The 14832-nt window shown below is 41.5% G+C and carries 12 protein-coding genes and 1 pseudogene; 8 read left to right on the top strand and 5 right to left on the bottom strand.

Going from position 1 to position 14832, the window contains the following annotated elements; all coding sequences use genetic code 11:
* Positions 1 to 29: 29 nt before the first annotated feature.
* The 3 genes from ACYPWY_RS08295 to ACYPWY_RS08285 form a co-directional block, all read right to left on the bottom strand.
* The gene (locus ACYPWY_RS08295) at positions 30 to 983 is read right to left on the bottom strand and encodes a metallophosphoesterase (RefSeq protein WP_459685037.1); all 954 of its coding nucleotides are present in this window, start codon (positions 981 to 983) and stop codon (positions 30 to 32) included.
* 72 nt (positions 984 to 1055) lie between these two features.
* Positions 1056 to 2669 (bottom strand): Ig-like domain-containing protein, encoded by a 1614-nt coding sequence (locus ACYPWY_RS08290; RefSeq protein WP_459685035.1) that lies wholly within the window; start codon positions 2667 to 2669, stop codon positions 1056 to 1058.
* Between the two features lie 36 nt (positions 2670 to 2705).
* Complete coding sequence (locus ACYPWY_RS08285) at positions 2706 to 5510, bottom strand: TonB-dependent receptor domain-containing protein (protein ID WP_459685034.1); 2805 nt, start codon at positions 5508 to 5510, stop codon at positions 2706 to 2708.
* A gap of 122 nt (positions 5511 to 5632) precedes the next feature.
* Here ACYPWY_RS08285 and ACYPWY_RS08280 point away from each other — a divergent pair, with 122 nt between their 5' ends.
* The 6 genes from ACYPWY_RS08280 (at position 5633) to ACYPWY_RS08255 (ending at position 10466) form a co-directional block, all read left to right on the top strand.
* Positions 5633 to 5953, top strand: a complete 321-nt coding sequence (locus tag ACYPWY_RS08280; RefSeq protein ID WP_459685032.1) for a hypothetical protein — start codon at positions 5633 to 5635, stop codon at positions 5951 to 5953.
* Positions 5954 to 5972: 19 nt separating this feature from the next.
* A complete protein-coding gene (locus ACYPWY_RS08275; protein WP_459685031.1) occupies positions 5973 to 6449 on the top strand; it encodes a single-stranded DNA-binding protein in 477 nt (158 codons plus the stop codon).
* An 88-nt stretch (positions 6450 to 6537) separates the two neighbouring features.
* Complete coding sequence (gldD, locus tag ACYPWY_RS08270) at positions 6538 to 7104, top strand: gliding motility lipoprotein GldD (RefSeq protein WP_459685029.1); 567 nt, start codon at positions 6538 to 6540, stop codon at positions 7102 to 7104.
* Positions 7105 to 7182: 78 nt separating this feature from the next.
* Positions 7183 to 7824 carry a rhomboid family intramembrane serine protease gene (locus ACYPWY_RS08265; protein WP_459685027.1) on the top strand — a complete coding sequence of 214 codons (642 nt, stop codon included), beginning with the start codon at positions 7183 to 7185 and terminating at the stop codon, positions 7822 to 7824.
* A gap of 505 nt (positions 7825 to 8329) precedes the next feature.
* Positions 8330 to 9010, top strand: coding sequence for a hypothetical protein (locus ACYPWY_RS08260; RefSeq protein ID WP_459685026.1), 681 nt, complete (start codon positions 8330 to 8332; stop codon positions 9008 to 9010).
* Between the two features lie 106 nt (positions 9011 to 9116).
* Positions 9117 to 10466: a DUF5723 family protein gene (locus tag ACYPWY_RS08255; protein WP_459685025.1), complete on the top strand. Its 1350-nt coding sequence runs from the start codon at positions 9117 to 9119 to the stop codon at positions 10464 to 10466.
* A 182-nt stretch (positions 10467 to 10648) separates the two neighbouring features.
* Here ACYPWY_RS08255 and ACYPWY_RS08250 read toward each other — a convergent pair whose 3' ends face one another.
* Positions 10649 to 12208 carry a glycosyltransferase family 39 protein gene (locus tag ACYPWY_RS08250; RefSeq protein ID WP_459685024.1) on the bottom strand — a complete coding sequence of 520 codons (1560 nt, stop codon included), beginning with the start codon at positions 12206 to 12208 and terminating at the stop codon, positions 10649 to 10651.
* A gap of 105 nt (positions 12209 to 12313) precedes the next feature.
* On the opposite strand from ACYPWY_RS08250, the gene ACYPWY_RS08245 reads away from it, so the two are divergent.
* Complete coding sequence (locus ACYPWY_RS08245) at positions 12314 to 14056, top strand: hypothetical protein (RefSeq protein WP_459685023.1); 1743 nt, start codon at positions 12314 to 12316, stop codon at positions 14054 to 14056.
* 131 nt (positions 14057 to 14187) lie between these two features.
* Here the strand turns inward: ACYPWY_RS08245 and ACYPWY_RS08240 are convergent, their stop codons facing one another.
* Positions 14188 to 14442, bottom strand: a complete 255-nt coding sequence (locus ACYPWY_RS08240; RefSeq protein ID WP_459685022.1) for a hypothetical protein — start codon at positions 14440 to 14442, stop codon at positions 14188 to 14190.
* A gap of 111 nt (positions 14443 to 14553) precedes the next feature.
* Between ACYPWY_RS08240 and ACYPWY_RS08235 the strand changes: the two are divergent.
* A pseudogene (locus tag ACYPWY_RS08235) lies at positions 14554 to 14832 on the top strand (hypothetical protein); the annotation flags it as partial.

Genomic DNA, 14832 nt, shown 5'->3' with positions numbered 1-14832 from the left:
GATAGATATGACTCCCTGACCCGACTGGGTTATTTAAGATTTTTGTGAACCGTATAATCGTAAATAATTTTCCCTTTGTGATTAACAAAGAAGAATTTGAATGTTTGATTATCCGCCGAGCAAATCGTGAAACCCGGGTCGGGACTGCAAAACAGCGTTCCATCAATAGCTTTTACCGGACGCGATAACGAACCGGCCGAATTGACTACGTAATTCACTTTCGACGAATTTGGACGGATATGCTGGAAGTTATGAATATGTCCGCAGAAATAAACATCCACCTTGTTTTTTTCCAGAATCGGCGCCAGATGCGCTTGCATATCGGCGCGCTCTTCTTTTTCTTTTTTGGTTTCGGCATACACCGGATGATGGCCGATGACGATTTTCCATTTTTCTGTTGAATGAACCAGTACCGAATCAATCCAATGTAGCTGCACCGCAACATCCTGCTTGCAAGCATCGGGATAGCTGAGCGAATCGTTGCGGTATTTATTCATCATCGGGGTTGTGTCGATAAAAACCAGCCGGCATGTACCTCCATCTTTCGATTGAATGACTTTTGTGTAATATTTTGCGGGAGCGTTCCAGCGACGACTGACATGCGAGTAATCCAGAACGGCCTGCGTATTGCCCCTGTACTCATGATTTCCGCAAACCGCATACCAGTCTATCATTAATTCCGGATGGTCGTAAATCAATTCGTAATTTGTCATCCATAAAGGGTCATTAACGCTCGCTACTCCTCCGAAATGATGTATATCGCCGGCAGCGGCAACCATTTCGATGCTCATGTTTTCGGCTGCATGTCCCATAAGCTGTGCAATCGGTTTTTGTTCGTAGTAGCCATTACGCCCCAAATCGTTGGCAACAATGAAATTAACAGCCGATTCGGATATTTCGGGAAGCGCTGTGGAAACATTGTTTTGCGCATACGAAAGGGTTACGCCAAATACGACAAGTATTAAAAAAATAATTCGTTTCATGTTTTTGATATTTATATGTAAAACCAAACAGGTTTCAAAAACCTGTTTGGTTATGTTTATAATATAAAGTGATTAATTTTGCCCAAGTGCACCAAAATAGCTGGCCGGAACCGGCGATTTATAGGTTTTATTATCCAATGTAAGACCGCTTGCACTGAAATACGGAGTGAATCCGGTTCTTACCTTGCTTGCATCCAATGCTGGAGAACCGGCTTGCAAATGGAGATTCCATGTTTCGTTGTAGTTGAAATCCAACGGCGGATTGGTCAGGAATGGGAAATTTGCAAATTTCGGGTCGTTAGCGCCTGCGGCATTTCCACGAATATCATGTTCGCCGTAGATAACATCTTTCACACCGGGCTTGAAACCGTCAAAAGCCGTTTTCGTACCGTTTTCCTGATGTTGCGGAACATTGCTTTCGCTTGTTCCCGAAGCATAGAAGTTATAATCAATCACGCTTTCGAGTACAACACCTTCCTCGCCGCCTTTTCCGAAATTAGGCGCTTTTGCCCCGAACATGCTGTTTACAATCAGATTGTTGAATATATTTACCAAACCGCCTTCGGCCCACACCGATCCGCCTTTGGGCTTGCCCGGGTCGCGGCGCCAGCCGGCATTGATAATAGTGTTGTTGTAAGCATTGATTTGCGCTTGGAAACGGTTGCCGCCTACGCCTGAGTTCGACAACTTGAACGCATTGCTGTTGGGACTGTACATTACATTGAAAGCGGCGTCCACCTTGCAGCCGGCTTTCACGTTGATGGCCTCGCCGCCTTCGTTACCTACGGCATAGAATAAATTATAGCTAAAAATACATTCACCGCCTTGCAGATAAATCGCATCTTCGCCCGTATAGCGGAAAGTTGAATTGGTAATCACATATTTTCCTTGCGGGTTGTTGGTGTTAAAAGCCACCATGCCTTCTCCGCCTCCGGCTTTGAAGAGTCCTTTGGTTACGGAAGGAGAAGCCGTTGTTGTGATTGCACCGGTATATTCAATCAATACATGGTTGAGCACAACCTGGTCGCAAGTCGTACTTCCGATAATACCGCCCCAGTAACGTCCCGATGTTTGTTTGTCGCGATTTGAGGCAGGAACGGTAAAGGTAATGGGAGATTCTGCCGTACCATAGCAATACAAGCTACCTTCCACGATTAATTCGATTTTTGTGTTGCTCGCGTCCTGCGCATCTGCGTTTATGATAATATCAACGCCTTCTTCGATAGTCAGGGATTTTCCCGCAGGAACGTAAATCTGGCCATTCACACTCACAGTCGTATATTTACGCCAAACGCCTTCTACGGCGCTTGCCGGAGCGCCTTTTGCACCAACGGTTACAGGGTCGTTAGCCGTTACAGTTACAGCAACAGTCGCTTTTTCGCCGCCGTCTTCGGTTGTAGCTGTAATGGTGGCATTGCCCAGCTTGACGCCGGTTACTTCTCCGGCTTCACTAACGCTTGCGATTTCAGTATCGGAAGTTGTCCAGTGAACTTTTTTGTTTGCAGCGTTTTCGGGAAAAATTGTTGCTGTAAGCGCTTTCGATTCACCTGGTTTGAGCATTAATGAGCTGGGCGATACGGTAATCGCTTTTACCGAAAGGTTTTCGTCCTTTTCTTCACAACTTGTAAGTACAAAACAGCTTGCAAGTAATAAAAACAAGCCTGATACAATAGGATTTCTTTTCATTTTGTTTTAATTTAAAATTTGTATGATGTTTTAATCTTAGAATTTATATCGTAATCCGATTTGCAGATTTTGTCCGTAATAATCGCGGCGAACCAGCGTTCCGCTACGGTAGTTTTTATAATTTTTTATTTTGTCGTTAGCCGGATTTTGTTTTTTCAAATAAAGAACCATCGGCGTATTCAACAAATTGGCAGCTTTCGCAAAAAAAACGATTCCTGTTTTGAATTTCTTTTCGATCGAAGCATCCATTTGCAGATAGCTCCCTTGCCAGATGTCGTTGTCCAAATAGCGGGAAACGGCGTACAGGCGGTCGCCGGTATAAGAAAACGCCAACTGTCCGTCCCATCCGTTTTTTGCGTCCTTATACAGCAGCGAAAGATTAGCTACATGTTTCGCCTGTCCGTTCAATGGGCGGGTTTGATCTACATTTTTCACCAGTATTTTCTCGGACGAAGCAGGGTCGGAATTATCGTAATTGAACAACTTGCTGGTCGTTATCTGCGATTGTGTGAATGTGTAATTGCCCTTAATTCCAAACGAATGAAAATATTTTGTCAAATCAATTTCCACGCCATAGTTGTCGGCATCGCCAAAATTGGTAGGTGAATAAAATGTGCCTTGCCCCTCGGCCAAAATGCCGTATTCGATGGGATTTTGCAAGCGTTTGTAAAACAATCCGACCATGAATTGTTCTGAAGGCTGCGGAAAATATTCGTAGCGGAAATCTATATTATGAGCAATCGTGTGTTTTAATTCGGGATTACCTCTTTCCGTATATTCTTCATTCAGAATCTGATACGGAACAATTTCAAAAAATCCGGGGCGATTGAGCGATTTGTAATATGAAGTACGGATATTATTGTTTTCCCAAGGTGAATATTTGAGGTGCAGGCTCGGCAAATAATCCGTATATTGCTGGCTGCCTTCGTTCTTTACGCCATCAATCGGATGTTTCAAATGGTAACCTTGGTCGGTAGTTTCGATGCGTAACCCGAAAATCACCTGCAACCGGTTCAGTTGCAGTTTAGCTTGTCCGTAACCGGCGGTAATTTTTTCCGAAGCATTGTAATTTAACTGATTTCCTGTCGAGCCATGCGGATTATGCACACGGAATTTGATTTCGCTGTATTCGTTCCAATCCGTCCCTTTAATTAAGTTATTGTTCATGGATGGCTTGTCCTCATCGTAAGGCAGGAATAGATAATTATTGTAAAAATTGCTGCGTTGCTTGTCGCGGTACATTCCTCCTGCCGAAAAATCGACTTTTGTTCCGTTGAGCGAAGCGGCGTATAGCAAATTGAAGTATCCCGACAAATCCCTGTCATCGTTATGTTCCCAGCGGCGTTCTGCGCCGTATGGAGTAGTTACGACGGATATGGAGTTTATTTTCTCATCCCTGACTTTTGCGCTGGTATAAACCGAGCTGTTGTCGGGGATTTCGTTGAATGCTTTGGAGTAAACCGCCGACCAGTCTATTTTCAGGGCATCGTTCGATAAAAAATAATGCGTTCCATTTAATGTGCTGTTCATAATTTGCTGGTGAGTAAGACGGAAGCGTGTATCGAATCCCAAATTGTAATCGCCGCGTTCGGGGTCGTAGCCGATATTCAATTCTGTTTTTGTATTGTCGCGCACCTGCACATTCGAAAAATCCATGTAGGCATTGTACCATTGTAGTTTGTGCTGCGTTGAAAAACGGTAATCCAATTTTGCGTGAAATCCGTAACGCGTTTGCTGTTCGGAGTATGTACGGTCGTTTTTACTCGTCAAAACAGGCAAATTGGATGCATCGCTCGTAGCGGTTGCATTGCCGAAATACACGCTATTGCTGCCGCGATAACTGTTTTGGAAACTTCCGGCAAGCATAATTCCCAATTTACCGCTAAACAGGCGGTCGCCGTACGAAAAGCCGCCGAAAAAATTGACCGGCGCGCTGCCCGATTGCAATTTTATTACTTTTTCGTTGAAATCGCGCGTTTTAGCAGGGTAATCTTCACCGTAAATTTCGTAGGGTGATTGTTTGGCAACCGTTTTGGCATCGAACGAATAAAAATCCCTATTCCAAAACAATGCATTGTATCCGGTGGATAAATTAGCCGTCAGTTGCCGGTTGTTTGGCGCATCTTTCATTACAAGATTCACCGCACCACCCACCGCGTCGCTTTCCATGTCGGCGGTCAATGCTTTGGTTACTTCCAGACGGTCTAATAATTCCGAGGGGAAAATATCCAATGGAACAAACCTGTTTTTATTATCGGGACTCGGAATTTTGACGCCGTTCACCAAAGTGTAGTTATAGCGCTTGTCCATTCCGCGCAAGATAGCATATTGTCCGTCGCCACTGCTGTTGCGTTCAACCGTAACACCGGAAATTCGCTGTACAACATTCGCGACTGTCATGTCGGGAGACATTTCTATGGCTCTTGCACTTACCGCATTCATTACGTTCATCGACATTTTTTCGATATTGCGGACGCCAATGTCCGTATTGTTGGCGGTATGCCCATACACTATTGCAGTTTCAATCTCATGAGATGCAGGCTGCATAACGATTCTAATGCCGGTTTCGTTGTTTTTGACGGAATATTCTGCCGTTTTATAGCCAACGTATCTACAGACTAATGTGCATGAATTATCTGATGAGGTGATTGTAAAGCTTCCATCCAACCCCGACATGGTTCCTTTTGAGGGTTCTTCTTTTAAATAAACAGGTGCGCCGACTAAATTTTCACCGGTTTCGGCATCCTGAATAAATCCTTTTATGGAAATAGCGCTTAGATTTTCCGCATTTGTCGGCAGTGTGCTTAAAACCAGTATAACAAACACAATTATTTTTTTCATTTTCATCAATTTATTCCTCGTTGTTTTATGTTGCAAAGTTCCTCGCAATATATTACACAACGGTTACGAAAAAAATAAGTAACGTTTAATGTTTAAACTTCCCGAATTATGCGAATTAAGGGTTGAAATCTCTAAATCATAGCCCACCGGGCTTACATATCAATAGAAAACAGTCTCTCCCCACACCAGAGCAAACCTTAAAAAATGTTAGCGCCACTGTTACGGATGAGATTCCTCCCTTTGGTCGGAATGACTTGCCTGTTGGTGGTTTAAGGGGAGAGGAGACTGTCATTCCGACCAAAGGGAGGAATCTCCTGCTCATATCGGCAACTTTACTGAAAGGCATAAGCCGTAAAATTTTTCATGGTTTGCCCCCTACAATTTTCACTTCAAACATTGGCATTTCCATAAAAAACACTACTTTTGTCGGCATGATGTACTAATCAAAAAAAATAAGTAACTATGTCGGTGAATAAAGTAATTTTAATAGGAAATGTGGGGAAAGACCCCGATGTCAGGTATTTTGATAATGGCAGTGCAGTAGCGAATTTTACATTAGCTACCACCGAAAGAGGATATACAGCGGCCAACGGCACTCAAATTCCCGATAAAACCGAATGGCATAACATTGTATGCTGGAAAGGTTTGGCAAAAGTAGCCGAGCAATTTGTGAAAAAAGGAAGTCAGATGTATATAGAAGGAAAAATCCGCTCGCGTACCTACGATGACCAGAACGGCATAAAAAGATACGTTTACGAAATATTTGTGGATAATTTCGAACTTCTGGGACGAAGAGGCGGAGAGCAGGGAGCAGACAACGCTCCGGCTTATCAGGCAGCGCCTCAAGCTGTTCAACAACCACAGCAAGCGCAACCACAGCAACAACCATCGGCAGCGCCTTTTGCATCGACAGATGAAGCGGACGATTTACCGTTTTAACAGCCTCCCCCAAGCCCTCCGAAGGAGGGGGGGCTTAAAGCCTCCTCCTTCGGGGGAGCTTGGAGGGGGCGGATATAAAATCTTGTTTTTGTTAGCCTCATTTTTCCTGTTGGCGTGTACCGAATATACGCCCAAGCCGCTGGGATATAATCGGATAGATATAAAAGAACCGGCGTATAAGACGTATGATAATACGAACTTTTCGTTCCTTTATTCCGATTTGGCCTGTATTGATACGCTTAGCGCCGGTAAGAGCAGCGATGCCACCGGTTTGTGGCTGAATATTGTTTACCCCGATTACAAGGCGCGCATCTATTGTTCGTATTTTTCTGTTACTCAACCCGAACTGAAGAAAGCCATGGAAGATAGCCACCGGTTGGCTTATGGGCATGTGCTGATGGCCGACGGCATACGGCAAACGCTTTATACAAACAAGGAGAACCGTGTATCGGGTATTATTTTCGATATTGACGGAAATGTAGCAACGCCCATCCAGTTTTTTTTGACGGATAGCCTGTCCAACTTCTTTCGCGCCTCGTTTTATTACGATGCACAGGTCAATCAGGATTCGGTTTCGCCCGTTACGGAGCTTATTCGTACCGATATAGTTAAAATGCTGGAATCCTTCAGATGGGAATATTCGGTGAAAAGGTAGGAATTCTACTAATGAAAACAAAAAATATCCGGTGAAAAGGGATAAAAATAGTATTTTTGCGCTTAAAACAGATAAATAATGGATACAATTGTTGTTATTATCATAGCCCTGACATGCATTACGAGTTTTATAGGCTTCAACAATGGCGATTTTTTCGACCGGGGAAAGTTTAATGTGGACGCCATACTTAACGGGCGGCAGTGGGACAGGCTGATTTCATCGGCTTTTTTACATGCCGGTTTCCTGCACCTCTTCTTCAATATGTTCACCTTGTACTTTTTCTCGGATGTGATTATCGAATACCTGGGGGTGGGGGACTACCTTATAATCTATTTCGGGGCGATTATCGGTGGCGGTTTATTGAGTTTGTGGATCTACCGGCACAATTTGTATTATACGGCCATAGGCGCTTCGGGCGGTGTTTCGGGAATTTTGTTTGCGGCCATTGCTATCGAACCATTCTCCAAACTCATTATTTTTCCGGTACCGATACCCATTGACGGCTGGATTTTTGGTATTCTGTACTTGGCATATTCGGTTTACGGAATGAAATCGCAACTGGGGAATATTGGTCATGCGGCACATTTGGGCGGCGCAATTATCGGCATGGCGCTGGCGGTTGTGTTTATGCCCCAGGTTCTTCAAGCGAACGGCTTGTATATAGGAATAATGGTAGTACCGCTTATTGCGCTTGGCTACTATATTTATCGGGAAAAGTAGTAGCCCCCTAAATCCCCCTAGGGGGACTTCTTAGCCTCCCCCAATTAAGTTCTAAATCCCGTTAGGGATTCGATGTTGGTAGAAAACCGATTCCCAAGCATAACAGTGTGCCGTTAGGTACGCAATATGCACATTTCGTACCTACGGCACGAAAAAAGGAAGAGAACAATATTTCTACCAACATATTGTGCCTGATGGCACAAAAAAGAGCGTTTATAATAATCCAATAGAACTTGACAGCTCTGCCCGCAGGGGGACTTTGAGAAACATAGAATTGTGTTGTCTTTGCGTTAAAGATTTTCCTCCGTGAAATAAACTCCGTGTTTAAATCAAACTAGCTAGTTAAAAAACACTAACTGTTGAAAAATAGAAAGCTTGTTCTACTAATATTAATAAAGTTTGTGATTACTTTGTATAAAGTTGGAAACAATTTTTGTGTTTTGGTTCCGGGAACCTGGCTTGTAATTTTATTATACTGTAGTAATTATTTTAAACTTAACTAATTATGCTAAGAGTGTTAAAGTATGCTTTCGGTTTGATGGCGCTGGCGCTGTTTATGCCGTCGTGTGTAGAGAAAGAGTATGACATTGACGATCTGAATAAAGATGCGCTATTCAATGTCCCTCCTGTGCCGTTTGGCAGTATCGACACATTTTTTGTACAAGGATTGCTTGGAGTGGATATTCCCGACTGGGTAGAATTACCACCCATAATCGACAATCCCTATTTGTCGGAACCCGATACAATAGCCAAGGAACAAATTATTGATAATATTTTTTCAAAAGATATTATTGATCAGTTTTTTCACGAAAGTGCGACAAGTGATGTGATATTGGAAGCGGTGGCCGATGTTCATGTATTGCGAGGGGTCAACAATGCCGCCAATGAAAATATAGCAATTGATGCCGTATTAGAAATTACGGACAGCAGAGGTCAGGTAATCAATGAATTTCGGATTCCAATGCCGGACAAGTTGGTTTCAAAAGATAACCAGCCCTTTAAAATACGTTTTCCTCACCAGCAATTCGGATACATGAAAGATGCCTCGGGCCTGAGGTTTGTGTTTATCATAAGGGCAACAGCTCAGGATTTGCTTAATATAATCACAAAAGATGACGATAAGGAGGACTATATCTTTATAAGAAAGATTGTTCTTAAATCGGGAGGATTACACTTTACATTTTAATCTTTAATACTGTAACACAATGAAATCTCAACATACAAATTTTTTATTTGCTTTCGTTTTTATTTGTTTGTTAACGGTAAATACGATATATGCTCAAACCCCACAGGTGAGCTATTTTATTGAATCGGCGTACAACAGAACGGCCCTGAATCCGGCGCTCAGGCCTAATAGCAGTTACATTGGCTTTCCTCTTTTAACCGGAATGGGAGCCGAGTATAAAACCAACACGTTTAATTTGGACAATTTCACACGAAAGATAGGAAATGAACGCGTAACGTTTATGAATTCGGCTGTAAGCGCCTCCGATTTTTTGTCGAATATTTCGGACGATAATTACCTGTCAACCGATTTTTCTTACGATGTGCTGGCTGTAGGTTTTTACAAAAATGATGCTTTCTGGAATATTAATCTGGGAGTTAAAACGCATACCGATATAAACCTGCCGAAAGGATTCTTCAGTTTGCTAAAGGAAGGCTTCGACCAGAATATTCCGACTTCGTACGATTTGAAAGGTATTAATGCCACAGCCAATTCCTACGTTGAATTGGGCGTATCCTATTCCCGCCCTTTCCTCAACAACAACCTGATAGTGGGAACAAAGCTTAAACTGTTGGGCGGTATCGCTAACTTCGATTTGGAAGCCAAAAAGTTAAGTATAGAGGCCGGTCCCGATAGATGGATCGCCCAATCGAGGGTAACATTAGCTGCATCGGCGCCCGGTTTAAAGCCTAAATACAAAGAAAAGGAAAAAGAAAACGGAGAAACACAAGAAAAACTGGACGGTTTTGATATCGGTAACTGGAGCGGCCTGTCGGGCTACGGACTTGGTTTTGACATAGGAGCCGTTTACGATTTTAAAGATTTGGCTGCCTTGCCCCCTGTTTTCAATAATCTTAAAGCATCGCTATCTTTTACCGACATTGGCTTTATTTCGTGGTCGAAAGCCAATTCCGTTCATTTGGCATCGCCCGACGGCGATATTGAAATATCGCCCAACGATTACAACATTCATACCAATGGAACGACCTCTTTGGAAGATATTTTCGACGATGTAACAGATGACCTGGAGCAAGCCATTGACTTGAAGGAAGACAAAGTCGGCGGACGTTCTACTTCGTTGAGAACAACCATGAATGTGGGCTTGGAATATGCTTTTCTTAATAACACATTATCGGCAGGATTGTTGTATTCCAACCGGTTTGGTAATTATTTCAACATGCAGGAGCTAACCCTTTCGGGTAACTACCGGCCAAAAAACTGGGTGGCCGCTTCGTTGAGCTATTCTTTTCTGCACAGCAATTTCAATACCTTTGGCGGAGCTATTTACCTCACCCCGTTGAAAGTCTTCAACCTGTTTGTTGCAGGCGATTACATCATCTATAATGTTTCGCCCCAATTTGTACCCTCAACCAGTAAAGCCCTGAATCTTCAATTCGGATTAAGTATTCCGATGTAGGATTTTTTGTGCATGAATATACTTCCCCCGATTTTGAGAGAAACTCTTAGAATCGGGGGAATTGTTTTTTTACCGGAGCGAATCTGTTATTTTTAAGGGTGGAAAAATAGGCTCACCAGTAAAACCTTTCTATGTTTAGGCTTTACATTAATTGCTATATTGAATTAGCTAAATACATTCTACTATTTACTCCTGTACAAATAATACACCTTAAACCCTTGGGGCGCGTAGGGATAAGGATTGCTATAATCAATGCAGCTATCGAGCAATGCATAATTTGCGTGGAAGGCCGGAAGATTATTGAAATAGAAAGAGTTATTGTGTATTTCATTCGTTACTATAACAAACCGCACAGTTTTATATTTTATATATTCTTCCTGTTCATCCCTCATTTCGGGATATTGTTTGTAATTGAGGTTGGGACTTATAAAATACTTTACGTTTGGTATAATGTTGCATTTGGTGAATATAGCATTCCCGAAATCGTTGCCAAGGGTTAAAAGAGTAGGTTCTTTTTCTTTTTGAACAATTTTTGCAAATTGGTAAATTACATTGTTTTCCCTTTCTCTTCCCCACAATTCCTGTTTGCTAAAATAAAAAAACGATTTGATACTGATTCCATATATCAAAAGGAGGCATGTCAATACCGGCAATAACACCTTGGTACAGCTTTTGGAAACGAACTTTTGTAAAAAAGAACAAATAGCAATAATCCCTAAAGCGCTGAATATAAATAAGGGTAAACAATAATACGGCAGAAAAACATAAGTGAATGTTATCAGCAGGTAGGATGATGCAGCGCCCAGTATAATAGCCAGTTTCCCGGTTTTGTTCTTCAAGAATAATAACGGGAAAAGAAATACGCCGATTGTGCTTAGCAATATTCCCACCGGAGCATCATTTATCAGCCCCAACACATGAGCTATTATCAGCGAAATTATATCTTGTAAACCCGGAGGCACACTGGCATATCGGCTATTCAGAACTATATATACATCAAAAGCTTCTGCTAAAGCGTTATTCCAACAAAAGTAAACAACGATTGGCAGCGAAAGGGTAAATATTCCGATGAAAAGGGCAAATATATTGCGAAGAAAGTTTTTAAATTCCCTGTAATACAGAAGCCTTAAAAAAATCAACAGCAATGGAAAAATCCAGAATATCGTCAGGTTGATTTTAATTAACAGGGCGCCCGCTACCATAATGCCGTGCACCAGCATATACTTCGTGTTATGCTTTACCGATTCCGGCTGCTTGAAATAGCGTATAAAAAAGTAGAGGCTTACAGATGCTAAAACCACGATAAACTCTTCAGCCGTTCCTCCGGTCAGGGTATGCTTGAGCAGGATTAGAGGAAATGCGATAGTGGCCAAAAACGAAAAAGATTTGTTCAGGTACAGTCTGGCCATAAAATAAATGGCCAATAACATAACCGACCAGGCAAAGAATTCGATAAAAAACAGTCCGGTGAATGAATCGGATGAAAGCAGCCAGGCAAAACCATATATAAAAAATATCAATGGCCCCTTATGGTCGAAAGCCTCTGTGTATAGCGTCCTGCCTTCAAAGACCAATTTGCCGATATTGAAATATGTATTCACATCAGGGGCTCCGTTCAGCGGGTAGAGAGGCGACATTTGAGAACAAAAAAACAACAGTACAAAACAATAAACAACAACTAACAGAACAGTCGTTTTCTCGGATAGTATTTTGTACAGCACGATTTTATCGGCAAAACTCATAGTCGCGTTTTTTTATGTTGACTGCAAAATTAGTATAAAAATAATGAATAGGCTAATTCTGAATTATTTTTATTAATTTTGTTCAGCAATATATAAATATGTATTATGACAGGCAACAGGCAGCTGGCAAGTAAGCAGAAACGGAAAATTTTATATTTTGAATATCGTAAATTAGAAATTGGTGTTAAAATTATCAGTGGCGGACTTGTCCTGCTTTTGACGTTAATTCTTGCACTTTTAATTGTCGATAATTATGAATCCTTCAATATTAAATATTTAAAATATATTACCGGCGATATTATTGGCTACGAGGACAACACTGCTACGCTGTTTCAAAAGGATGTTTTTCTTTCGATAGCTCTGCTTTTAACAATACTGATAAACGCTTCAATTTTTACTTGGAGCAAGATATGCATTTCCGGCGCTAAATCGTTTTTCAGTTGGTTGTATCAATCTGCTGTTCGGATTATTAAAGAGGCATATTCTTCCAATATCAAATATTTTCTGCTTATACCCCTTATTTCTTATATATACTTTGCGGCAACACAGCCCATAACGCATGATGAAGCGACAACTTTTAATGAATACATAAATTGCTCGTTTACGAAAACAATCGCAGGATACACACTTCCGAACAACCATATTTTATTTTCGTTGATCGAACGGTTTTTTGTACAATTATCTTTTATCGACCTGCTATTTCGGTTGCGCATTTCTGTTATTTTAACTTCTATTTTCACATGGATTATTTCTTTTTGTTTTGTAAAGAAGTTTTATTCGGAAAAAATGGGATTGATTGTCTCTGCAATAGCTTCGATGGGGCTGATGGTCATTCAATACAGTTTTCTTATCAGGGGATATAGCCTGGTTTTATTCTTTTTTGTTGTCTGCCTGTATGCGGTGTTTTACATTGTCAGGGAAAAAGACAATACAAAATACTGGATTGTGTTTGTTATGGCTAACGCATTGGGTTTCTATACCATGGCAACATTTTTGTACCCTTCCCTGATGCTGAATTTATTCTTGCTCTTCAGGCATAGAAAAATCTTTACACAGCTGTTTTATGGCATCATTATCGTTGTGCTTGTCTATTTGCTCTACATGCCTGTTTTATTGGGTACGGGTTTAGAATCCCTGACAAACAATCCGTTTGTTAGCGCATTGATTTCCCGCCGGATTATTTTGGAATACAGGTTGCCGGAGTTTATAACGGAGACCCTTGAAAATCTTTTCGGATTATCGACTTATATTCTTTTGCCTCTTTTTGCTCTCCTGATTGTTTTCTCGCTGCTAAAAAAGGATAAGGAAATACTCCTTTTGTGGCTGTTGTGCCTCAGCCCGCTAATCGTAATATTGGCACAGGCTGTGATGCCTTTCTCCCTGACTTTTGTCTATTACGGTTTTATGTTCGTGTTTCTGGCCGTTGTTTCGTTGCGTAACTACCTCGAAAAAATACCGGTGAAATCGTTGATTATAGCGCTTTTGTTTATACAAACAGGCTTGTTTGCCCAGTACAAAATAAATGCCACATCTATTAACAAGGAGGGGGGAGAATTTGCTGAACTTATCGACCCAATATTGGAAGACGGACAATCGTACTACATAGGAACAGGAACCGAGCTATTTTTTATGGTTCCGAATCTGAAGTTTGAAGCGGCAAGAAAACAATTCGACATAACGCTAATGTGCGATACGAATAAGTTAATAGGCGCCGATTCAATTAAAGGATACAACTATATATTTATTCAGGCTAATTTAGACCAAACACAGAAAAAGAAACCCGTTGCAGTTTTTCACTATCCAGGGTTCTTTTGGAATCCAGTTAATATTTATGGGAAAAATTACTGAAAATCTCAAAATTTAACCCAGGGCAAACGCATGAAAAAAGTTAGATCCTGCTCGTAGGTCATAGCCGTAAGGCTAAGGCTGAAAGCCTTTTAGCAATAGCATAGGGCACGCTCTATATAGTTGTAAATCGGTTAGTTAAGCCCTGAAAGGGCGTGAGCCTTTTGAGGACGATTATTGCTTGCGCCCTTTCGGTAAAATTGCTGATATGAGCAGGGATTTCTCGCTACGCTACCAATGACGGTCTCCTTTTTCGAAATGACGGGGTCTCCTTTATGAGGAAGCGGCGGCGAAGCCGCCGCTTCCTCATCCCTTAAATCACTAACAGGCGAGTCATTCCGACCAAAGGGAGGAATCTCATCCGTAACAGTAGTACTAAATTTTTTCATGCGTTTGCCCTGAAATAAAATAGAATTTCGTAAAAGAATATATCAAAAATAGTTGTTTATTTAGAAAATACTTCGTATATTTCGGCATTTTAATCTCTAAAACTTGGCGTTATGAAAACAAGAAAGTTTATTTTATTAGCAATTGCGTATGCAACGAGTGTTTGCACATTCGCACAATGGAACAACACCGCAAATAACTCAACTACGGGGAATTTGACGGTAGGAGGAAAAATCGGTATTGGCACTACTAATCCGCAAACAGCGTTGGATGTAAGTGGAACTCTTCGATCAAAGATAATCAATGTTTATGGGACGCAAGGATATGCGCAAATAGATTCTAGCGGAGCAGTTATGCAAAATAGTTATCCGATAGTATTTAAGAATAATGGT

This window comes from Viscerimonas tarda, assembly GCF_054601255.1.
Note: the sequence above shows the minus strand (reverse complement) of the source record. Positions and strands in the feature narration are given on the sequence as shown.

Bases quoted from the DNA above. Each gene is read 5' to 3' on its own strand.
- ACYPWY_RS08250 (WP_459685024.1), bottom strand. From the start codon at position 12,208: ATGAGTTTTGCCGATAAAATCGTGCTGTACAAAATACTATCCGAGAAA.
- ACYPWY_RS08285 (WP_459685034.1), bottom strand. From the start codon at position 5,510: ATGAAAAAAATAATTGTGTTTGTTATACTGGTTTTAAGCACACTGCCG.
- ACYPWY_RS08290 (WP_459685035.1), bottom strand. From the start codon at position 2,669: ATGAAAAGAAATCCTATTGTATCAGGCTTGTTTTTATTACTTGCAAGC.
- ACYPWY_RS08240 (WP_459685022.1), bottom strand. From the start codon at position 14,442: ATGAAAAAATTTAGTACTACTGTTACGGATGAGATTCCTCCCTTTGGT.
- ACYPWY_RS08265 (WP_459685027.1), top strand. From the start codon at position 7,183: ATGGATACAATTGTTGTTATTATCATAGCCCTGACATGCATTACGAGT.
- ACYPWY_RS08260 (WP_459685026.1), top strand. From the start codon at position 8,330: ATGCTAAGAGTGTTAAAGTATGCTTTCGGTTTGATGGCGCTGGCGCTG.
- ACYPWY_RS08295 (WP_459685037.1), bottom strand. From the start codon at position 983: ATGAAACGAATTATTTTTTTAATACTTGTCGTATTTGGCGTAACCCTT.
- ACYPWY_RS08245 (WP_459685023.1), top strand. From the start codon at position 12,314: ATGACAGGCAACAGGCAGCTGGCAAGTAAGCAGAAACGGAAAATTTTA.
- ACYPWY_RS08275 (WP_459685031.1), top strand. From the start codon at position 5,973: ATGTCGGTGAATAAAGTAATTTTAATAGGAAATGTGGGGAAAGACCCC.